At 48.6% G+C, this 22217-nt stretch carries 21 protein-coding genes; 11 read left to right on the top strand and 10 right to left on the bottom strand.

Annotation, left to right across the window (positions count from 1 at the left end):
- Positions 1-13: 13 nt before the first annotated feature.
- Positions 14-616 carry a retropepsin-like aspartic protease family protein gene (locus ACYVFD_RS20750; RefSeq protein ID WP_461092415.1) on the top strand — a complete coding sequence of 201 codons (603 nt, stop codon included), beginning with the start codon at positions 14-16 and terminating at the stop codon, positions 614-616.
- A gap of 207 nt (positions 617-823) precedes the next feature.
- Positions 824-2254 carry a WG repeat-containing protein gene (locus ACYVFD_RS20745; RefSeq protein WP_461092414.1) on the top strand — a complete coding sequence of 477 codons (1431 nt, stop codon included), beginning with the start codon at positions 824-826 and terminating at the stop codon, positions 2252-2254.
- 4 nt (positions 2255-2258) lie between these two features.
- Here ACYVFD_RS20745 and ACYVFD_RS20740 read toward each other — a convergent pair whose 3' ends face one another.
- The 3 genes from ACYVFD_RS20740 to ACYVFD_RS20730 all read right to left on the bottom strand — a co-directional run bounded on the left by ACYVFD_RS20740 (position 2259) and on the right by ACYVFD_RS20730 (position 4729).
- The gene (locus ACYVFD_RS20740; RefSeq protein ID WP_461092413.1) at positions 2259-3080 is read right to left on the bottom strand and encodes a hypothetical protein; all 822 of its coding nucleotides are present in this window, start codon (positions 3078-3080) and stop codon (positions 2259-2261) included.
- A gap of 113 nt (positions 3081-3193) precedes the next feature.
- The gene (locus tag ACYVFD_RS20735) at positions 3194-4390 is read right to left on the bottom strand and encodes a hypothetical protein (RefSeq protein ID WP_461092412.1); all 1197 of its coding nucleotides are present in this window, start codon (positions 4388-4390) and stop codon (positions 3194-3196) included.
- 3 nt (positions 4391-4393) lie between these two features.
- Positions 4394-4729 carry a PKD domain-containing protein gene (locus tag ACYVFD_RS20730; protein ID WP_461092411.1) on the bottom strand — a complete coding sequence of 112 codons (336 nt, stop codon included), beginning with the start codon at positions 4727-4729 and terminating at the stop codon, positions 4394-4396.
- A gap of 647 nt (positions 4730-5376) precedes the next feature.
- Between ACYVFD_RS20730 and ACYVFD_RS20725 the strand changes: the two genes are divergently transcribed.
- The gene (locus ACYVFD_RS20725; RefSeq protein WP_461092410.1) at positions 5377-9084 is read left to right on the top strand and encodes a PAS domain S-box protein; all 3708 of its coding nucleotides are present in this window, start codon (positions 5377-5379) and stop codon (positions 9082-9084) included.
- 94 nt (positions 9085-9178) lie between these two features.
- Positions 9179-10090, top strand: coding sequence for a hypothetical protein (locus ACYVFD_RS20720; RefSeq protein ID WP_461092409.1), 912 nt, complete (start codon positions 9179-9181; stop codon positions 10088-10090).
- A gap of 199 nt (positions 10091-10289) precedes the next feature.
- Here ACYVFD_RS20720 and ypfJ read toward each other — a convergent pair whose 3' ends face one another.
- Together ypfJ and namA are read right to left on the bottom strand one after the other, a co-directional pair.
- Positions 10290-11132: a KPN_02809 family neutral zinc metallopeptidase gene (gene ypfJ, locus ACYVFD_RS20715; RefSeq protein WP_461092408.1), complete on the bottom strand. Its 843-nt coding sequence runs from the start codon at positions 11130-11132 to the stop codon at positions 10290-10292.
- 104 nt (positions 11133-11236) lie between these two features.
- A complete protein-coding gene (namA, locus tag ACYVFD_RS20710) occupies positions 11237-12307 on the bottom strand; it encodes an NADPH dehydrogenase NamA (protein WP_461092407.1) in 1071 nt (356 codons plus the stop codon).
- 201 nt (positions 12308-12508) lie between these two features.
- Here namA and ACYVFD_RS20705 point away from each other — a divergent pair, with 201 nt between their 5' ends.
- Complete coding sequence (locus ACYVFD_RS20705; RefSeq protein WP_461092406.1) at positions 12509-12766, top strand: DUF6582 domain-containing protein; 258 nt, start codon at positions 12509-12511, stop codon at positions 12764-12766.
- A 92-nt stretch (positions 12767-12858) separates the two neighbouring features.
- Here ACYVFD_RS20705 and ACYVFD_RS20700 read toward each other — a convergent pair whose 3' ends face one another.
- The 4 genes from ACYVFD_RS20700 to ACYVFD_RS20685 all read right to left on the bottom strand — a co-directional run bounded on the left by ACYVFD_RS20700 (position 12859) and on the right by ACYVFD_RS20685 (position 15946).
- Positions 12859-13890 (bottom strand): SDR family NAD(P)-dependent oxidoreductase, encoded by a 1032-nt coding sequence (locus ACYVFD_RS20700; protein ID WP_461092715.1) that lies wholly within the window; start codon positions 13888-13890, stop codon positions 12859-12861.
- 80 nt (positions 13891-13970) lie between these two features.
- Positions 13971-14804: a hypothetical protein gene (locus tag ACYVFD_RS20695; protein WP_461092405.1), complete on the bottom strand. Its 834-nt coding sequence runs from the start codon at positions 14802-14804 to the stop codon at positions 13971-13973.
- 6 nt (positions 14805-14810) lie between these two features.
- Positions 14811-15173, bottom strand: coding sequence for a hypothetical protein (locus ACYVFD_RS20690; RefSeq protein WP_461092404.1), 363 nt, complete (start codon positions 15171-15173; stop codon positions 14811-14813).
- Positions 15174-15418: 245 nt separating this feature from the next.
- Entirely contained in the window at positions 15419-15946 is a 528-nt protein-coding gene (locus ACYVFD_RS20685) for a DinB family protein (protein WP_461092403.1), read from the bottom strand.
- A gap of 146 nt (positions 15947-16092) precedes the next feature.
- Between ACYVFD_RS20685 and ACYVFD_RS20680 the strand changes: the two genes are divergently transcribed.
- Positions 16093-16857, top strand: a complete 765-nt coding sequence (locus ACYVFD_RS20680; protein ID WP_461092402.1) for a cupin domain-containing protein — start codon at positions 16093-16095, stop codon at positions 16855-16857.
- A 19-nt stretch (positions 16858-16876) separates the two neighbouring features.
- On the opposite strand, the gene ACYVFD_RS20675 is transcribed toward ACYVFD_RS20680, so the two are convergent.
- Entirely contained in the window at positions 16877-17887 is a 1011-nt protein-coding gene (locus ACYVFD_RS20675) for an SMP-30/gluconolactonase/LRE family protein (protein ID WP_461092401.1), read from the bottom strand.
- Between the two features lie 601 nt (positions 17888-18488).
- On the opposite strand from ACYVFD_RS20675, the gene ACYVFD_RS20670 reads away from it, so the two are divergent.
- The 5 genes from ACYVFD_RS20670 to ACYVFD_RS20650 all read left to right on the top strand — a co-directional run bounded on the left by ACYVFD_RS20670 (position 18489) and on the right by ACYVFD_RS20650 (position 22101).
- Positions 18489-18905: a hypothetical protein gene (locus ACYVFD_RS20670; RefSeq protein ID WP_461092400.1), complete on the top strand. Its 417-nt coding sequence runs from the start codon at positions 18489-18491 to the stop codon at positions 18903-18905.
- 251 nt (positions 18906-19156) lie between these two features.
- Positions 19157-19519 (top strand): LytR/AlgR family response regulator transcription factor, encoded by a 363-nt coding sequence (locus ACYVFD_RS20665; RefSeq protein ID WP_461092399.1) that lies wholly within the window; start codon positions 19157-19159, stop codon positions 19517-19519.
- Positions 19520-19550: 31 nt separating this feature from the next.
- Positions 19551-19901 (top strand): hypothetical protein, encoded by a 351-nt coding sequence (locus tag ACYVFD_RS20660; protein ID WP_461092398.1) that lies wholly within the window; start codon positions 19551-19553, stop codon positions 19899-19901.
- Positions 19902-20048: 147 nt separating this feature from the next.
- Entirely contained in the window at positions 20049-21506 is a 1458-nt protein-coding gene (locus ACYVFD_RS20655; protein ID WP_461092397.1) for a capsule assembly Wzi family protein, read from the top strand.
- Positions 21507-21780: 274 nt separating this feature from the next.
- Positions 21781-22101 (top strand): hypothetical protein, encoded by a 321-nt coding sequence (locus tag ACYVFD_RS20650; RefSeq protein WP_461092396.1) that lies wholly within the window; start codon positions 21781-21783, stop codon positions 22099-22101.
- The last annotated feature ends 116 nt before the right edge of the window (positions 22102-22217 follow it).

Raw genomic sequence — 22217 nt, 5'->3', positions numbered from 1 at the left:
TTGGCACAACCGAATGAGAAAAACAACTGTTAATCAACTGGCTACTCAGCTTCTGGCGGGTAGCTTAGTCCTGTTTATAGCCCTCTACGTATCGGCTTGCTCTGGCTGTTCGAGGTCGGGTAGTCACCAGCCGCGTCGGGCCAGGCATACTACGGCCAGTCAACCCAGCAGCACAACGGCACCAGCATCGATCACGGCCACCAAACCTACACTGACTCAGGTGGGTACGGGCCCTACTGAGGTACCTATGGTCAAAGAAAAGGGTGTGTATAAGGTACAGGTTTTGGTCAATGGCCACCCCATGAAATTTATTCTGGATACGGGCGCCAGTCTCATCTCCATTTCATCGACCGAAGCGGAGTTTATGGCCAAGCAGGGCACGATTTCGGAAGACGATATTGTGGGGCATTCACGCTTTGAAGATGCCAATGGCGATATATCGCCCGGCGACATTATTCGGCTGAAATCTGTCCAGATTGGCGACCGGGTACTCGAAAATGTCAATGCCAATGTGGTCCGTAGTACGAAGGCGCCTTTGTTGCTTGGCCAGTCGGCCCTGTCGAAATTTGGAAAAATTTCTGTGGATTATCGTCGGAATGTCGTGACGTTCGACTGAATTTTGTTGTTTTAACGTAAATAGTCAGAAGTTGTCAATTAATAGTCAGGAATGGTCAAGTATGGTCAGAAGTTGTCAAATGGTTCGCTAGTATCTAACGACTTCAGACAATCGCCTGACCATACCTGACAACCATCTGACTATTAGTTGACCAGACTTGACAACTTCTGACAACCACCTAACCATTCCTGACAAAATTCACTTAAAATGATAGAATCCGAACTGATAGACCGACTTCGAGAAGCCATTGTGCTCGACGGCCCTGATGTTTGGCGAACCAATGGCTACCTTCAGGATGCCCAACGGGCAGGCCTATCGCTGGCTGATGCGCAAAAAAAAGCCGCAGAAATCAGCCAGGAAGTAGCAAACAATAGTCTACTATTTCAGAACATACAGGCTCGTATTGCCCGGATGGCACAGCCTTCGCGAAGCCACTTTTACGAACAGGACCTGGCCCAGATTGTCAACGCGGCTACCTCCCTGAAACTATCTCCCGACTTCGTCAAAAATCGGTGGGTACCGACAGTAATAAAGCGGATAGCTCCAGCCCCTGAACCCACACCCAGGCCAGTTGAACAGGTTGCTCCGTCGCAACCGGTCAGTGTAGCTCCTCCAGAAACGTCGAACGAGTTTGATCAACTGATCAATCGGGAGCCCGTTGTAATTGAGCCGAAAGTGATTGAACCGATTTCCTTTCAGCCAACTGTTTCAGAGCCGGTTATCGCTAAACCCGTTCCGCCACCACCTGTTGTGGTTGAACCTCCTGTATATCAACCGACATCGACTCAAACCGAACCGGAACCCATTGTCCGGTCGTTTATGGCAACCCCCGCCCGCATCCGTCAGGGACAGGCCGTAACGCTGGAATGGGAAGTCGAGAACCTGTTGGCCGTTACCATCGATGATCTGGGCGAAGGGCTATCGCCCAAAAATCGGGGTTGGGTAAAACCCTCAAAAACCACGGATTACACCCTTTTCGATGCCAATAATAACCCGTTGAGTACGGTCAGGGTCGATGTTATTCCCCGCGACCGTAGTGGCATTTATGGCGTTTTGTTTGCCCTGGTGCTACTGGCAATTATCTACTGGTTTATCAAAAGCAGTAATTCGCAACCTGACGAACCTCGTCCAAAGTCGAAAACGGAAAAACGTACGACATCCATTCCCGACGATGGCCCGTCCGAAACCAGCTCAGCGACAGACACACAAGAACCTGAAAAGGAAGCCGTCGCAACCGAAGTTACCGATACGCCAGCCGAAACCCCTACTACTGAGCCGACGGTGGCAGCTAATCAGGTAACTCAAACGACCAATAAGCCGATCAGTAGACCCACAGATGCCGATATGAACCCGTCGGAGCCTGTGTCACCGCCTGCTACCCCTTCCGATGCCCGACAGGGAAAATACGAAGAAGCTTTTGGCGATAAACCTTTCGATAAAGTAGAACTAGGCACGGACGAACGGGGCTGGCGACGAGCCCGAAGCCACGGACGCTGGGGTTATATCAATGAAGATGACGAATGGGTAATCAGACCCGAATATGAAGCGGTTACCCCGTTTCGAGGAAATACCGCTTCTGTATTCCTCAACGGCCAGCTCCTGACTATCAATCGAAACGGAGAGCAAGTCAGGAATTAGTCAACTACATTCCCAGCGTGACAATTAACTTCTGGAATGATGTCCAGTAGCCGGATGATGTCAGACCAATACCGTTTCCGGGGAGCATCTTAAAGGTATACGGACTACTGCGCACCTCCTGTTCGTTGACGTAAAAATGAAGGGTGTCACCTTTTCGCCGAACGGTCAGTCGATTCCGATTTTTATCGACGGTCACGCCCGGCATAAAAAAATCGCCTGGCATATAATCACTGAATGTCTGCCCGTTTGCAATGCGCATAATAGAGATTTCGCCTTTACCGTTTAAGGTAAACGCCGAATAGTTCAGCGAATCTTTCACGCCAAACAGTATTCCTCCCGTCGGCACCCGTCCCGAGTCGGCCAATACATCGACTTTAATGGTGAAATTGTCAGCCTTATTCAAGTTAATAGTAGCGGGTAGTTCAACAGCGCTGTACGAAGCTTTTTGCGTATTCATGTTGCGCTTACGAATGCTGTAGCGCCCCAGGCCAATCTGGTAATAATAATCGCCCAGATTGCCCGCGCGCCAGCCATTCCGGTTCGTGGCAAAGTCGCCCGTAAAAGCTGGCCGAAAGTCCGAACCGTCGGATGATGATGGCTGCGTAGCGGCTGATTCGATACGTTCGCGCTCCTTCGTCGTCCGGGCTGTTGGTGCTGACGGACTAACGGATGGATTAGCGCTCAACCGAGCTGTGGGCTTGAGCGTCACTTTTTGCCACTCGCTGGCAGCCGAATAGGTGATCGATTTCTGCCGCCGTCCTGTCGACTGCGCCAGACTGCCAATGGACACAAGGGTCAGAAGGCTTATTGTTAAAACCAAACGCATACGTATAAAGAGCGAAAGAGTGAATGAGCGAATGAGTGAAATCGGAGCGCCGAAGCGGAGCGAAATGGAGTGCGTCAGCATTTCGCTCATTCACTCTTTCGCCCTTTCACTCATTAAAACTTGTACCGCACCACGGCTATGGGTTGTCCGGCCTGAAGTCCGGGTCTGATCGTAAAACTTTGCATACGCTGAGCTTCTTTCTGGATACGATTGTTTCGAACACCTCTGATAACCGTCAGGATCACATCGGCTGCGGCTACCACTGCAGCTCCCCGTGTGGCCAGCCAATACCGATGATAATGCTCGTTGGCGGTCTGATAATACGGATCACCATCTTTTACGTTTTTCTGTTGCTCGTAAATCGCATACTCATCCCGCGATTTTTGCCGTTCCATCAACCCATACGCCACTAATCCATAACAACCTACAGCCAGTAACGGGCGAAGGCCTATTTTGGGTTTTGGCGTTTGTACAAAAATATTTCCAACACCCGGTGCCAAGGCCGATAGCAACGCCCAGGCAGGGCCTGCATAACGCGTTTTGGGTCGATGTGTGGTATCCGTTGCAGACGCTACCGGATTGGTCGCTACCGTATTCGATTCAATCTTTGCCGGTTCAACTATTGCGGGCTCTGTTCTGACTGGTTCCACACGCTGCGTCACCACCGGCGTTTGTGGTGCGGGGGGCTGAGGAGCAGGGGTTGTTGCTGTTGGTGTTGTTGCTTCAGCCTGAACGCTATCCGCAGCAAAAATGGATCGCTTGGGTGGAGTGGTCCGTTTAGGTCTCCTTGAGGATACAGGGCTCGACGTTACAGAAATAGGGGGCGTTATTTCTGGTTTCGGTTCCGACCTTGTAACGGGAGTTGTCGATGCCGGTTTGGGCGGTATTGATGCTGGCGCTGGACTGGTAGCGGGTGGCGTCTGCGTTACAACCGTTGGCGTTGGATCAGCCTGTGTAGGCGTTACGGCAGAACCCGTATTGGTCCGAACGAAGACTCTGGCCTGTACTTCTTCATTGAGCGAATAGCCATTGGCCAACGCATCCCAAATAATTCGTCGGTCGGTTCCAGCCGGGATATTTGGGCCCCAATCGCCACGTAAAAATTCCGGCAGGATACGCAACGTCCCACGCAATCGACTACGCATCTCAAGGTAGACAGAATCGCCGGGTTTGGCATTAATAAGGTCATAATGAATTTCGAGCTGGGTCGAATCGACCACCCGCACCCGAACATTGCGAACGCGCTCCTGTGCCTGGCCCGACAAACCCAGCAAACACGTGAAGCAGAGAAGGAGAAATAGGCGGATCATAGGTTAATTGCTGACGGTTATTTGTCGGGTAGTTGAAAACTGATCATCGCACGAGTTCGCGAGTGTGAGTGTCACAGTATAGGTGCCGGGTTTGTCGTAGGTATAAGTTACTCGCGTGCCAACCCGGCTTTTTCCTTTATTATCGCCGGGGTCCCAGCCCACAGCCCCAATGTCGCCCTGTGGATTTTCCAGAAACAATGTAACATCCAAGGTACCAGCCGTATAGCCAATTGAGGCTGTTGGTTTGGCACATACCGGGAAATTCTTTTTGGCCAGATCAAAGGGCTCGCAGGCTACGGTGATCAGGCAAACCAGCAAACAGATAAAGCGATGTCGCATAGATAGTCACTAAAACATGGCAAAGTAAATAATACTTACGCAATGAATGATATTGGTTATTTTACATTACTAATTCGGTCATAAGGCTCACTATTAGAAAATACTACTTTTTTCACTCTAACAACCTGTAAAACAGCGACATAAGAATCGATCAGCATCGTTGTTGGCAATATAATCGACTCTGCCAGGTGTCAACCTCTATTTGCATTATACGCAACAACTGTTCCATAATCTGTATCTTGGCCCGAAACAGCCACAAGCGTCAGGACCGCCGTTTGCGAAATTCCGTTTAATGCCTGTTGCTTCAGACTAGAGATAAAGTTTACCCGAACTCTACTACTGATTTGTTTCCATATAAATTCAGCGCTGGGATGTCTACCTCCATGCCATTTGGATTTTTGGATAGTATATTGAAGCGGAGGATTTAATTCGGGGACCATTTTCATAGTCGTTGATAAAATTTATCAGACTTCGCGTTCACATTGACAAAATGTATTGACTAAAACGTTGCAGATGTAATGATGACGAATTGACCAAAGGCAGGTCCTATACATGCGGCATCTCTTACCGGTCCGTCAGTAGCAGTCAAAAAGCCACTTTTTTTGTAAATTTAACAAGTCAGACGACATATCAACTTCCTTACCCACATGCGCTGGTCTGCAAAAACCAAAGACGAGTTAGTGGCTGAAATCCAACGGCTCCACCATGAACGCGACGGTCAACCACTGACCGATACCCAACCTATATTCGATGTCCGCCAGACGGTTGATCAACTTAATTTAGTGGGTCTGACCATCCAGCGCGACGGAACCCTTAGCTATGCCAATCCGTACACCTACCGGGTGACAGCCTGGCAACCCGATGATATTATTGGTCAAAACTTCTTCGATGTTCTGATTCCTCCAGCCGATCGGGCAAAACTTGAAATCGATTTTGAGGAGTCGTTAGTAAAAGACAGCTTTCCCGACCTTCGCGAAATCACGTTGCTCGCCCGTAGTGGTGCTCTTCGCAGTGTACAGATCAACTCGGTCATTACCAACAGTAAAGATGATCACGTGTATTCATTTACCGTGATCGGCGAAGACGTGACCAACAAACGGCGCGTAGCTTCGGCCTTATCGAATACCAACGCGCAGTTGCAGGATCTGGTCGACAATACCTCCGACCTGATTCAGCTTCTGACACTCGACGGTAAGTTCATATTTGTAAACCGGGCCTGGCGCGAAGCTTTAGGCTACAATTCAGAAGAGATTTCGGCTCTCAACTTACGCGATGTACTCCATCCCGACTACGCCGAAAGCACACTTGGATTACTCAAACGGATTCAGGAAGGCGACAAACTGCCATACGTCGAAACCGTTTTTCGGAGTAAGGCTGGCAAAACACTTTTTTTGTCAGGAAGCGTAAACTGTCGTTTTGACAATGGTCGCCCGACAACCTTTCGCTGTATCCTGCACGATACAACCGGTAAAATCCGCGCCGAAAAGTCACAGAAGCTGTACTACAGCATTGCCAACTGGACGATCAACACCCCCAACCTCGGCGAACTGTATCATAAAATCCATGAGGAGCTTGGGAATATTATTGACGCCCGCAATTTCTTCATCGCCCTGTACGACGCAACCAAAACCTTTTTGTCCTTCCCCTACTACGTTGACGAGTATTTCGGAAGTACCATGCGGTTTACCAAACGGAAATTGGGCAATGGAATTATCGAGTACACGATCCAGGCCAACAAGCCTTTGTTTCTGTATGAACGCGACATTCGCCAATTAGAGAAACAACATCATATCGATCTGTATGGCCAGCGACAACCCCAGGTAATGCTAACGGCACCCCTGCGGATTGGAGAGGAGATTACAGGGATTATTGGCGTGAAATCGTACGATGATGCGCAAACCTACGGCCCGCGTGATCTGGAACTACTGGAGTTCATTTCGGGGCAGGTGGCGCTGGCTATTGCCCGTAAGCAGTCGGAGGCCCGACTCGACAAACAAAATGCCCGCTTAAACGCTATTTTCGACAGCAGCACCTACCTGATCTGGTCTGTCAACAAAGCCCTGCAATTAACCTCATTCAATAAAAACTACGCTCGGCTCATCGACTATCAGGAGCAGGAAATGCCTTCCAATAAGGCCAATATGCCTAACCTGGGCTGGCGTATGATTGGCGATGAAAACCTGAAACGGCTGGAAGAACGATACAGGCAGGCTTTCCACGGACATCCGCAGAACTTCGAATTACACTTCACAACGACCAGTGGCGAAACGTTTTTCGAATTTCACCTCAATCCGATTCTGCTGGCAGGGGGCGTTATTGAAGAAGTGTCGGGTATTGCCCGGAATATCACCAATCGCCGACGGGCCGAAATTACGACCCGCCAGAGTGAGGAGAAATTCCGGGGTATTTTCGAAAACTTACAGGACATCTACGCCCGTGTCGATCGGAAAGGTCGAATTACGATGATCAGCCCGTCGGTATTTAAGCGGATGGGCTACACCCCCGACGAAGTACTGGGACATGAGATAAGCCAGTTTTTCATCGATAAGAGTGCCATTCGACGGGCCATGTTCAAAGTAGGCAGGAACCGAAGCCTGCGGAATTTTGAAGCCAGTATGCGTCGGAAAGACGGTAGCGAACGGCAGTATATGTTCAACATGCTGATGTTGAATGACGACCCAAGCACGGGCTCGGTCGTGGCAGTGCTGGCTCGTGATATTACCGAATTAAAGCGACAATCGGCCGAACTGGAAAAAGCCAAAGATGAAGCCGAACGTTCGCTGAAAGTGAAGGAACAGTTTCTGGCCAATATGAGCCACGAAATCCGCACGCCCATGAACGGTGTGATTGGGATGATCGACCTGCTAAACGACACACAATTGGATGAAGAACAGCGGAGCTACGTCAAAACCGTCAAACGATCGTCGGAAACGCTGCTCAATATCCTGAACGACATTCTGGACCTGTCGAAAATCGAAGCGGGCAAGATGGTCCTCCACGAAGCACCGATTGCCTTTAAGGAGATTTTCGAGAAACTGATTGCGCTCTTTGGGCAACAGGCCAATTCAAAAAATAACCAGTTGACGTACAAGCTGGCTCCAGATCTGCCCACGTTTGTAATTGCCGACCAGACACGACTGCTGCAAATCCTGTCGAATCTGACGTCCAACGCCATCAAATTCACCGAAAATGGCACCATTGAAGTTGAAGCGGCACTGATCAGCAAACGAGGCAAATTCAACCGGATTCGGGTAGCCGTAAAAGACTCGGGTATTGGTATTTCACCCCAGAATATCAACTTGTTGTTCAACTCATTCAGTCAGGTCGATACGTCATCGCGGAAATCTTTTGGCGGCACTGGGCTCGGACTTGCCATCTCGAAAGAGCTGGCCCATCTGATGAAAGGCGAAGTTGGCGTTGAGTCGACTGTCGGCATGGGCAGTACATTCTGGTTCATCATCGAACTGAAAGAAACGGCCATCAGCCCGATTCAACAAACGACCGAAGTGGCCGAAATTGCGCTGGCCAACTTCTTCAGTACCTATCACCCGGATGTACTCCTGGTGGACGACAATGCTGTAAACCGAAAAGTAGCCAGCGAAATTCTCCGCAAAGCGGGCTGTATTGTCACCACCGCCGATAGTGGCCCAGCGGCCATTCAGGCAGTGACGGAAAGAGCAGCGGGTAAGGGGCATGGAGCAGAGGGCATGGAGCAAGGCTCCCTTTTTCCCTTCGATGTCATTTTCATGGACATTCAGATGCCGGATATGGATGGGGTTGAAACCACTCGTCGGCTCCGCGAACAATTTGGCAAAACTTTGCCCACGGTGGTGGCCATGACTGCCTATTCAATGAAGGAAGATCGGGAGCGCTTTATCAGCCAGGGCCTCGACGACTACATTGCCAAGCCTATTCGTGCCCAGAGTCTGGTGGCAAAAGTGAAAGAGATTTCGGATGCTAACCGAGCCAAATCAGAGACTACCCCCGAACCCGTTAAACTGGCTGCGGTAGCCCCTCAGCCGACGCTACCGATTATTGACGAAGAGATCGTTGGGCAACTTCGCGACATTGGCGGACAGGACCTGGTCGACAGTATCATGGAGGAGTTTGTGACCGAGGCCACTGAACTGGTCAACGGTTCGATTTCAGCCTACGCACTGGGCGATATTCCAACGGTAAAAAGCCATCTGCACACCCTGAAAGGAAGCGCCGGAACCATCGGTGTATCACGGGTAGCTGATATTGCCCGAACAGCCGAAGGCAAGCTCAAAGTGAATGATACCAGTGGACTGGCCGAGGCATTGCAGGCGCTGGAAAAATCATTCAACGAGTTTCTGATTGAGTGGAAGAAGTAAGGTAAATACTGCCGCTCATAACTACTAAAGCGGTGCTAGTGCAGGCTAACACCGCTTTATTGGTTGATAATCCCATACACGAAAATAAGCAGAAGTGATTAGGAGAGATCTACAAACTGACATTGAGACCATCCAGAAAAATACTTCGCTGTGGAATGAACTAAATTTTGAGAGTCGAATTGGGGCCTTAGACGATCTGGAATTCGCCATTGAGCAGATTGACGCTTTGCTCCAATTGAATAAGCCATCAGTGGAACTGCTCCTATTAAAACAGTCTGCCCAAACGATAAAACGTGAATTAGAGGCCATCAATCTGGTTTTGTTTGAGCGACTGCGGGTAGCTATTCAGAGCGGACATAATCAAGGTAGAACTCTCCTGGATTTGATGAGCCTATATGCTGGCAGCGACTTACTAAGTGTCCAGTCAAACAATCCAGTTGTCGGCTATGATAACCTTGATGTGTTCACGAATGGTCTTTTCCCCCTTCAGGCTCTCCCAATAGCCACCCAGGAAAGAGAACCCGAGATGGTCTTTTATCAGAAAACGCCAACTCGAATAATTCTCCAGTTAGTAGCGAAAGCTAATCTAACAAACCAAGACATTTTTTATGATCTGGGATCTGGCTTAGGGCACGTTTGTGTTTTAGTGAATCTACTAACTGGAACTACGACCAAAGGTATAGAGGTGGAGCCTGTTTATTGCAACTATGCAGCGTGCTGCGCAACTGACCTCAACCTATTGGATGTTGCATTCATTTGTGAAGACGCTCGAACAGCCAATTATTCGGATGGAACCGTTTTCTTCTTGTATACCCCTTTTGAAGGTCGGCTTCTGCAAGATGTGTTAGACAAGCTGCAGGCGATATCATGGAATAGACCGATTAGACTTTTCAGCTATGGGCCCTGCACCGCTTATATAGCTGAACAGAGCTGGCTAAGGTGTATAAGTGACGTGAAGGATTATCTCTATGAGATAGGTGAATTCAGAAGTATCCCCCTTGATTAATGCCTACAAATCTGTTTATTGACACCACCTTTACCATACAAAAAGAGCCATCCCAAAATCTAAAGGAAACGATCGGGCAACCTAGAGAACTCGTCCAACAAAGTCATAGTCTTGGAAGGGCAAAACGTCGCTTGCCCCTCTAAGACTAATTATACAAAGAATTCGGAATGACTCCTGGTTGCGCCTAAAACAAACCCTACTACAAATTGGCGTCTTCGCGGCTATTGAAGGTATCGCCCTGGTTCAGGTCGCCGGTTTTAAGCCCTTTTTTGAACCAGTACACCCGCTGGGCCGAACTGCCGTGTGTGAAGGCATCGGGTACTACACGCCCCTGGGTTTGCTCCTGAATTTTATCGTCGCCAATGGCATTAGCGGCTGTCAGGGCTGATTCGACATCGTTTTCATCGATCGAAATGCTCTGCCCCTGGGCATGATTCGCCCAGACACCGGCAAAGAAATCGGCCTGTAGCTCCAGCCGTACCGAGACCCGGTTGTATTCCCGTTCGCTTAGCTGCTGCCGCAATCGATCCACCTTGTCCATAATGCCCAGTTCTTTCTGAATATGGTGGCCTATCTCATGCGCAATGACATATGACATGGCAAATTCGCCCGGTGCCTGAAAGCGTTCAGCCAGTTCGTCATAGAACGACAGGTCGATATACACTTTCTGATCGGCAGGGCAATAGAATGGGCCCATAGCTTCCTGCGCCGTACCACAGCCCGACGAGGTTACTCCCCGATACATGACCAGTACAGGTTTGCGATACTGTGCCCCTTGTTCGGCAAAAATTTTTGTCCAGACATCCTCCGTACTAGCCAGTACTTTCCGGGTGAACGAAGCGGCCTGGTCATCGGCCTGCTGATTGACCGGAGCGGATGACTGGGACGACTGGTTTAGAATTTCTGACGGATCGCCCCCTAACAGGGTAACGATGATGGCGATTACAACGGTACCAATGCCCCCGCCAACGAGCAGTCCACCCCCACCGCTTCCCCGGCGGTCTTCGACATTACCACTTTCACGTCCTCCTAACCAACGCATGATTTTTTCTGAGTTAATAAATGGTGATTACACAACTGGTTCTTTACTTTCTGCTGGCAAGATTACTCTTTCCGCTGGTAAATTGTTTATACTCAACCGAATTTTCAGCGGGGTCTGGCGCGTTCGTACTGTACTGGCCAGTTGATGGAATCACCTAACGAATGGGCCGCATGTAGCGGAAAATACGGATCACGCAAAAGCTCACGGGCTAGCAGGATCAGATCCGCCTGGCCGTTTGCCAGAATAGCCTCCGCCTGCTCAGCCGACGTGATCAGGCCCACAGCCGCCGTTTTGATCCCGGTTTCGTGTCTGATCTGCCCGGCAAATGGGACCTGATACCCTGGCCCAACCGGAATTTTTGCACCCGCTACATTACCCCCTGTCGAACAGTCGACCACATCGACCCCTATTTCAGTTAGAATTCCGGCTAACGCCACCGAATCGTCAATTGTCCAGCCCCCTTCTGTCCATTCGGTCGTAGAGATACGCACAAATAGCGGCAGATCTTCCGGCCACACGCTTTGGACGCGGGCAATGACGTCCAGTAACAAGCGAATCCGATTTTCGAACAATCCACCGTAGCGATCCGTCCGATGATTACTTACAGGAGATAAAAATTGATGCAACAGATACCCGTGGGCGGCATGGATTTCAACTACCTGAAAACCGGCCTCTATGGCTCGTTTGGTTGCTTCTTCGAAATCTATTAACACCTGCGCAATACCTTCTTCCGTCAGTGCCAAAGGTGGATGTTCACCTTCCTGAAATGGAATCGCGCTGGGGGCTACCGTCCGCCAACCCCGTTTTTCCGTTGGGTTGATCAATGTACCTCCTTCCCACGGCCGACGGTGGCTGGCTTTACGGCCCGCATGAGCCAGTTGAATACCTGCCACCGATCCATTCTGCTGAATAAACTGCGTAATGCGTTTCAGTCCGTCAATATGCTCGTCGCTCCATATACCCAGATCATCGGGCGAGATGCGACCTTCAGGCGAGATAGCCGTTGCCTCAGTAAAAATCAGTCCCGCTCCGCCTACGGCTCTACTACCCAGATGAATCAAGTGCCAGTCGTTGGCAAAACCGTCCACGCTGGAGTATTGACACATGGGCGAAACGACAATGCGATTTTTAAGCTGAATACTTCGGAGAGCAAGTGGCGAAAAAAGAATAGACATTATTTAGTGTTTATGTGATGGTTAATTCATTGGCCAATCACCGGTAATTATGATGGCTGATAATCCGCTAAACATTCGATGAAATAGGATCGTTGATAAACTAGAAACAATTTTAGGTTCTGTGGAATTTTTAGTGATAACGGTTACCTGGCAACCGTTTCGCCAAGTATTTCACGGATTCAAAACTTACACTCAACGGTTATGGCAAATGACTCAAAAATCAGTCGGCGCGACGATGTTCGACCGACCGAAGGCGAACATAAATACGGAGACGTTGAATTCGCCGACCGAACTAATAAAAAATATCCGATCGATACGCCTGAGCACGTTCGGGCAGCCTGGAGTTACATCAACCATAAGGACAACGCAGCCAAATACGATGCCGATGAGGTTGATAGCATCAAAGAGCGCATCAAAAAAGCCGCGAAAAAACACGATGTAAACATTGAGGAGGAATAAAGAGCGAAAGAGTGAATGAGTGAAAGAGCGAATTTCTACCGGATGGTTTTTCGCTCTTTCGCTCTTTCACTCTTTATTTTTACCAGTCCAGTTTACCCACGCATTTCATTATTTCGTAGAGCAGCCTGGTCGGTGAGCGTGGTCAGAAAGGATTCGGATAGGGCCGTTTCGCTGTTTTTCCCTTTTGTCCGCTGTTCTTCAATGCCGCCAGGGTTGGGTAATAGTCGGGACACAATACCCATTACTTCGGCTAGCAGATTGGGAGCCAGCCCCTGAATCGAAGCACCTATTTTAGCCGGCAGCCCAATTATTCGTTCGGCTTCTCCATACCGGCAGGCCTCTACGATCTCTCGGGCGCAATCGGTAGAGTCGATGGTGAAAAAGGGGAGTGATCCCGCAATTTTGAACGCGGCATATTCTTTTTCATTCTGCCCTTTGAAATACGCATTTCGCGGACTTCCCGTTCGAATCAGGCCCGGACAGATGGTTGTTACATAAATGCCTTCTTTCTGTAGTTCAGGTCGCAGTCCTTCCGAATAACCGACAAACGCAAATTTGCTGGTTGAATAGGTCAGTAAGTGCGGGACTGACACTTTACCACCAAACGAGGTTACGTTCACAATACGACCTGCTTTTCGGGGCAACATATGCGGCAAAACAGCATTGATGGTATGAAAAGCCGACCAGAAGTTCGTATCCATCGACTCTCGGAAATCAGCTTCGGTGGTGTGTGCGGAGGGGGTCACCAAAATCGTTCCGGCATTATTGATCAACACATCCACGGGCCCGAATACCTGCCGGACGTCGTCAATAAAGTCGCTAATCTGGTGCTTATCCGTCAGATCACAGGTTTGGGTGTACACCTTTCCTCCGTAGGTAAGTAACTCGGTTCGGGCGGTGTCGAGCTCGCCCGAATCGCGGGCGCAGAGAGCCAGGTTTGCTCCCTCCTGGGCCAGTATACGGGCCATTTCGAGCCCGAGCCCACGCGAGCCACCCGTAATCACAACCGTTTTCCCCTGAAAATTGATTTTGCGCTGTTTGGCCAGTCCAGCCTTAATAGCCGCCCAGGCTCCTACTCCCGCCAAGCCCCAGAGGATGGCTTTTGTTTGTGTTGAGACAGTCATCATCATTGTTCAACTTATTGAACAGAGATAACTGTCGATAATCAGAAAGGTTATAGCTACCAACGGGCTACCCTTGTGTACTAATCTGTTATGGCGATCCGGTAAAGTGCCCTGCGCCTACTATTGAGGGCGCTTCCTTTCAGAAAAGGGCCATCAATGGTTACCTGCTTCTCTGAATTCATCATCAGGGAGAGATCATTAAACGGTTTCTGGGGGCGTTGAAAATAGGTTCCCGGAATGGTAAAGGCGCCCTTACCCGACCCTATCTCCGTTATCAGGTAATCGGCTTCTTCCGTACTTTGACCTTCGTAATACACATTATTCCATTCATCGACGGTCCGGTAGCTTTTCGAAACGCTTAACTCGGTTTTGGAGGTTTCGCCATGCCAGCCTCTCCAGAGCCGCACAAACCAGTTGTTTGGTTCTACATCCTGCCAGTACAAGGTCAATGCCTGGCGTCGACTGTGTTTTTTAGGGGGCGAAAACAATGCCGCTGTCATCTCGGGCTGAACCTGCATGGTACCCAGGCTATATTCCTTCCCATCGGTCAGCACGAGTGTGACCGGATACGCTTTATCAGCTTCCATATGCCACGTAGAATCCACCAGCATATAGTAGGCATAGGTACTGTAGTAATTGGTCGATCCGGTCGTCAGCCTCATCGGATGGCCATCTACTTTCACCTGAATGTCTGGATTGGCGACAGATTTATCTTTGGCATCTTTTACATAAGCGTCAACGCTCTCCGTAAAATCCCCATCTTCATCCATCGACCGATAGAAATTTACATTCACCCGAAGGAGTGATGGATCTACGACCGGCCCCGTCGACAGTGATGAGTTGCCACACCGGACGAAAAGCAGGCTAATCGGAAAGAACAAAATGTGCAGAACCGTACGAAGCAGGGGAGTCATAGCTATTTAAACCTCAAAAGGCAGCTCGTATTCTTTGGCAATCACTTTAGAGGTGCGCGATTTTACTTCTACTTTGGCTTTTAGTGGAGAACCCAGCACCAGGTAGTTTTTTATAAACTGGTCTTCGTGTACCATCCACGACTGATCTTCCAGCAGGTATTCATCTACACCTGCTTTTGATGCCTGATACGCCCAACGCTCCACAATCAGCGGTTCGTAGTTGACGATATACCCCAGGTACCATACCTGAATACCGGGCAGGGATTGATTGCCCAGCTCTGAACAGCTCATAACCGTAACTTTCAGAGAAGAGCCATCTTCCAGGTCTCTAACTGCCCACTCGTCGATAATCGTTTTTTCGTTTGCCATTGTCTTGTTGCTGGTTACTGGTCTGGTCAAGTAAGGACTAACCAACTTGTGCGTACAAAACAATGCGAAAGAATATGTCCGTCAACGGGAGAATTAACAACTGGTGGAAATGGGTGAATAAGTAGTCGGTTTACGCATTCAGACTGTGGTTCGCTTAAAATAGATTAAACACAGAGGCACAGAGTTCACAGAGCAAAAAATATTAAAATTTCTCTGTGAACTCTGCGTCTCTGTGTTTAATACAACTAGCCGATGAGCCGGAAGAAGCTATAGTCGGTCATGGGAGCGTCGGTCAGGCCAACCATGCGCCCGATGGTTACGACCTGTCCACGATGATATGTACTATGGTTCAGGCAATGCTGGATAAACGATAGGCGCGTTTGAACGCCATCGACCCAGGGCGTTGTGAAATACACTTCCTGCTCCAGTTCCGCTTCGGTCAGACGCCTGACATATTCAGCGAATTGGTTCGATTGCGTAACAAGGCCTATAAACACATCGTCCAGTGTACCATGGAAGCCTTCCAGTCGGAATGAGGTTGGCATGGGCACCTGCTGTACAACCGCCAGCCAAAAACGCTGAGTATCCCAGATGTGCACCAGCGTTTCTCTCAGCGTTGGAAAGCTGGACGGCACTTCCTGTTCCATCAGATCGGCTGGTTTTGTTTGGAGCCAATCAACGAGTCGCTTATTGGCCCATGCATTATAAGCGGCATAATCATGCACCAGCGATGCTACTGTAACGGGCGTTTTTTCTTCGATTATCGATGTCATATCCGGCTTGTTTTTATACGTACAAAGTAACAGCCTCCCTATGACAGCCCTATGTCAGTAGCCATTCTCAACCGACGGATTTATTTACCTGTACGAGTAATCGGCTGTACAACATGGCTTTTTGTAATGAGCAATCAGCACTCTCCATGAAATCAGTTGTCACGTTCGTTTTCTTCGCCATCAGCTTTTATCAGGCCATGGGTCAATCCATCGACTCAAAGGTGTATGCCTGGGCAGAAGCCCCTGTCGTAAAAAAAGCAGGAGTGGAACAACGGCCTATTCTAGAGGGAAATACGACGGATTTCAGCCATCTCGAAGTTCACGCGACAACGCTGCCAGCCCATCAGGCACCACACCCTGCCCATAAACATGACGATGAGGAGTTAATTATCATCAAAGAAGGCAAACTGACCATCACTATTGAGGGTAAATCAAAAACGCTGGGAGCCGGTAGTATTGCCCTGATCATGCCCGGCGACGAACACGGTTTCGACAACAGAGAAGATGTACCGGCGACCTATTACGTTATGCGATATACGTCCAGACAACCCGTTGATCTGGAGCGGGGCCGAAAAGCGGGCGGCTCCTTCTGGATCGACTGGAATGAGGTTCCGTTTCAACCGCACGACAAAGGTGGAATCCGACGCATGTTCGACCGCGCTACGGGGATGACCAAACGATTCGAGATGCACGTAACCACGCTACGCGAAGGGTTATGGAGTCATGCGCCCCATACACACCGAGCTGCCGAAATCCTGCTGATGGTTGATAACAATGCGCAGGAAAGTATCAATAGTAAATTGTACCCATCTACCAAAGGCGACCTGATCTTCCTGGAATCGAATGTTCCCCACGCCCTTCAGAATATGAGCCAGGGCAACTGTATGTATTTTGCTTTTCAGTTTGAATAAGAATCGGCAGCAGTATTTATTATTTCGAATCTAGTAGAAGCACCAGAATAGTCGGTTTTTGGGCAGGGAAATCAGGTACGGGTTTACCTGTCTCATCAAATGCATCCCACTGGCTATTGGCGATGTAGTAAAACTGATTTCCCACGATAACACCCAGTGTAGGCTCGCTCGCAAGCGGATGGTCGCTATCCAGCGTATCGACCTGCTCAATCGCCAGTGCATGTTCTGCTAGCCGAACCCTGGAAATCCGATATGGTTTACGCCGATTTTGAATAGCAATTAGGCTATTTGGGTAATAGTACAGCCCATCTATCCCGCTCAGGTCTGTCGATTGTGTGCAGGACAAACACCTTACCTGTCTGGTTGCCAGATCAACCGCCAGCAGGCCACGTCGGTAATCAGCAACGAACAACGTTTTCTCATCGTCCGACAAGGCCAAGCCTTGCAATGATCGAAATAACGTATCGGTCAGAAAGGGAGTTACGGTTGTTGTCCCTGCCTTCAGCCGATAAATCCAGGGCGTACGACTATCCGTACTATAAACCGTTCCGTCTTTGGCCAGCGTAAGGTCGCCCAATAGATGCGCCTTTCCATCATCGGGAATTGGGTATGTACGTTTCAGCCGATTCGATTTCAGGTCATACACAACCAGGGCTGAACGACCATTTGTCGTAGTTGTAATGCCTTTCGCCTGCGGCAATGCCGAACTACACGCCCACAACAATCGACGTTCGGCATCAACTTTCATTCCGAAAACACCCCAAAGACTATCCTTCGGCTGTGAGAGATCAGCAGGCATCTGTTTGGCGGAATAGCGGATGATTTTTCGCTCATGGACGCTGCTTATATAAAACGATCCAGTCTTAGGGTCATGCGCAACCCCCTCCGTAATCAGTCCGGTTTCGGGCAGTTGAAAGGCGACCTGACTGCGATGGGCTTCAGTGACTGATGATTGCACCTGCCCCAAAGCAGAAAAAACTGTTTGTCCAGCTATAAACGCATAGCTTACGAGCGAGCGAACAGAATACATAGGTGTTCGAGGATTTACAAGATAACTACCTGAAAAATAAAACTTCAGGAAGTTATTAACTACTGTTAAGGCTTACACTAGTTGCGTTGCCAAATAAATTGACTTACGTAAAACCCCGTATTAAATGAAGCGATCTTTTTGATCAAAAAAAGGATATTATGATCATTAACGTATATAACTATCGTTAATCTAGACTGATTAAAAATACATATGATTTTTAGAGTGACCTACTACTTCCTCAACCCTGTAGAACTTATTCCTCATCGTGGCATAGAACTAACTACGAAGACAATAACATTGGGAATCCCTAATTTGAAAAAAAACGGAGATAGTTAATCAAAAACAGTCAATACGTTGATTGTTTCATGTATTATGATACTGAAATTACCTAGGTAGTTACACGGATAAATCTGATTGGCAAGCCTTTTGCCAATTGGAAGCCTATCCAGATCCCCTTCCCCACTCTAACGTCCATAATTACCTTAATCGTTTGCTTACTTGTATGCGACAGGGATGCTTAGCTGACAAAATGATCACAAAGACGACGCTATCAGTAATGACCCCCAACCCATTATTGAGAATGCCGTTGCCTAATCAATCAATGCAAAAGCCATCCTGGTTAAACGATTACAAGTCGCTGAACAAGCTTATCATTCTAAATGAGTTTATCAGGCAGGAGTTTATGCCAGTTAGCTGGATTCGTCTATTGACGGTGGCGCTGGTGGGGCTATTTTTTTCGTGTGCCGTCCTGGAAGTTGACCTGGGCGACATAGGTGATGATTTTGGCGATGAGTATGATACTTATGTGCATACTACTCCGATTCAATCGCCGAACCCAACAGCGGTTGACTCACAGGAAACCCTACTTGAGAATCAGGCTATTGCGCCCCATCAACATCCGCTCATCTGGCCGACTAACTGGTTTATAGTTCTTTTTTTGCAATTTTTTGCGTCTCTTATACATCGTCGCCTGAAACGTAGGCGACCGCAAGTGCTCCATGCTGTCTGGCGACTATGAGCCACTTTTATTTGTCTTAATTTCTGCGGTTTCCGGCTAGTAGTAGCCCGGTTGCTGACCCGCTATCTTCGGTCAGCTAATTGGATCGGTATGGTCCAGTTCAGCCAGCATTTGCTCTAATTGGCTTAAATCGTCCTGAGCGACAGGAAGTTCTTCCTGTCTCAACCCGTGTGTCCATCGGTTTGGTACGTTGGCTCAAGTGGCCGTTGTGCCTGTATTACTTCTTCGTTACATCCTCAATTTCACTCGTTATGATTCCTACTGTTAGCACTACCATCCGCTCTATTAAAGTCCCCGGCGTTGAAAAGCCCGTCTTGTTGAACTCGATTATTCGCTTGCAAGGGGAGAGTAATTATACCTGGCTTCATCTTCAAACCCATCCCAAACCGATTTTGACCACGAAAAACCTGAAATGGTTTGAAGAGATGATACCCGGTTTTGTTCGGGTGCATAAATCGGATCTGATCAATCCCAGCTTTGTCTTAAAGTATGATTCCTATAATTCCACGACGCTGGAAGTAAGTATGCCCAATAAGCAAATTGTTAAGGTATCACGTCGTCGCATTGATTCGGTGCTACTCCAGCTAAAACAGCACCGCAACCACTTGAGCTGATCGATGTGTATACCGATAAATCCATTCGATTATGAGACAGTCCTTGTTAATGATGAGTATTATCCTGGCCGGTCTGCTGGGTTTTATGGGCTACTGCTGGATACTTCTGGACTTGTATCAGGATATCAAACTAGGCCGCTATGAGCGGGAGCCCTTAGATACCATCGTGGAAGCGGGCGTTATTATCGCCTATTGTTACGTTTCCTTTCGGTTTATTCAATCCAAGCTAAAAACTGCCCAGCCGACCCATTATTCGCTGTCAGACGCAACTAAAGCCAAGACTCATCCTCAGTCGACAGGCTGGTTTAGTAAGTCGTTCACAACCAACAGGCGCAACAAGCCAGGCTTTGCGCTACGAACTCGTCCGCACCGATTTAATTAGCTAGCCCATAGATTGGATTAGCTCATTTTTAGATTCCACTCTCACCATTCACTGTCTCGTTGGCGCTGAAGTCTTCTTCAGCGCCAACTTCCTCCGTATTCGCCTATGCCCACTTCCTCTACCTGTAGTTTAGTTTGCTTACTTTTTATGATAGTTGTTCGAACAAGTTTGGCGCAAAGCGTACGCCATGTGCGGTATCAAACTGAAGTGGGCTTCTATGGGGCATCTACCTCAAAAACACCCTTCTGGTTACGCAGTAATCAATATGGAATCGTGCCCGATGAGACCCCGTTTATGACCCTCCGCCAGACCGTTGGCCAAGACTATCGGACTACCTTATCTCATGCAGATAGCCTAAAAGCCATCAGGCGTAAGATTGGTTTCGGCTGGGGAGCGCAGGCGGTCATCAATGCAGGCTACAGCTATCAGTTACTAATCCCTGAAGCCTATCTGAAACTCAAACTGGGGCGGAGTGTGGAAGTCTGGGCCGGCCGACGACGGGAAATCATCGGCCTGGTCGATTCAACGTTAAGCTCGGGCTCCTATGCCTGGTCGGACAATGCTTTACCTTTAACCAAAGTACAAGTAGCCGTACAGGACTATATTCCCCGCAAAGGATTCATAGGTTTCAAAGGGTTTTACGCCCACGGCTGGTTTGAGTCAGGACGATTTGTCAACAATGCCATGCTGCACCAAAAAGCGCTTTATGCCCGATTTGGCAAACCCAACTGGCGTTTGAAACTCTACGCAGGCATGAATCACCAGGTAATGTGGGGCGGCAGGACCGACCGCTTATCGAATAACTCAACTATTAAAAATAACCAGCTCCCTAATCAGTTCAGCGATTATGTCAACGTCGTATTAGCTCGCTCGCTCAACACCCAGGGCAATATCGATACCAATCGGATTAGTCATTTCGATCAGGAGAATCGGATTGGCAATCATCTGGGTACGGTCGATCTGGCCATTGAGTATACTGGCCAGTCCTTTTCGATATTTGCTTACCGGCAGAATATCTATGAGGATGGTTCCTTATTTTATTTGACCAACCTTCAGGATGGGCTCAACGGACTACGCATCCGCAACCGGCGCCCCCGTAATCTCTCCGGGATTCGGATTGAGGACCTGCTGCTGGAGTATCTTTATACCCAGAGCCAGGGTGGATCCCTGTTTGTCGATACCATCGATAAGCAGCGGGGCCGGGATAATTATTTCAACCATTCCCAATACCAGGATGGCTGGTCGCGTTATGGGCAAACCATTGGCACACCCTTTATTAGTCCTTCGCCGACTAGCCGCAGCGAATTACCGCAATATGGGTTCACCAATAATAATCGTGTGGCCGTTATGCATCTTGGGCTATCAGGCCAGGTACTGGACTTCTTTTCATTCCAGCTAAAAGCGTCATACAGTGAAAATCTAGGCACCTATGAAATGCCGTTTCTCACACCAATCCGTCAGTTTTCCTCCTTATTGACTCTATCGTCTCCGGTGGCTATCATGAAAGGAGTGACTGCCCGTGCATCAATTGCGACCGATATGGGGGACCTCTATGATAATTCCATGGGCTTTTATTTGGGCGTTCGTAGAACAGGAAATTTTTAACAATGAAGTTGTTTAAACTTTTGGTTTACGGCTTTTTGTCATGCTGACGAAGGAAGCATCTTAAGGGTTGTTTACCTGAGAGATGAGAGTCCTTAAGATGCTTCCTTCGTCAGCATGACAAAAACGCTCATTTTTAGCCTACCCGCAAAAGTTTAAACTGCTTTAATACCAAAATTAAATTTTAGCGCAACCGAAAACCAAGGTGAGTATTTCTAGTTAAGTATAAACAACTAAACAATTTGGTAGGCATACCTTTCACTCAAACAGAAACGTTATGAACAAAATCATTGTAGGGGCATCCGTGGTAGCCATGTTAACCCTAACGCAAACCAGTTTCGGTCAGGCTGTTCAGGAAGCCAAGGCTAACAAAAAGGAACAGAAAGCCGAAAAGAAAGTGGCAAAAGCCCATGAGCTCAACGCCAATGCGCGAAGCGGTAGAGGCATCGAGGTTGCTGGGATTTCTGACCCTGCTACACGCAATGCGAAAGCCGAACGGAAGATGAAACACGCTCATAAGAAAGAATTGAAAAGCGATGCGAAAGAATTAAAAGCAGCCGCTAAGGATCGGACCAAAAAAGCCGCTGGGGTTGATTAGGAAAGTATTTCATAGATTTCATAAAAAACGCAGCCCCATTCAGGTAGCTGCGTTTTTTATGGGGTAATTAAAACAGTGCTATTAAGAATTGGCTCTTCTATTTCGATAGAGGGATT

It is taken from the genome of Spirosoma gilvum, from assembly GCF_054776815.1.
Note: the sequence above shows the minus strand (reverse complement) of the source record. Positions and strands in the feature narration are given on the sequence as shown.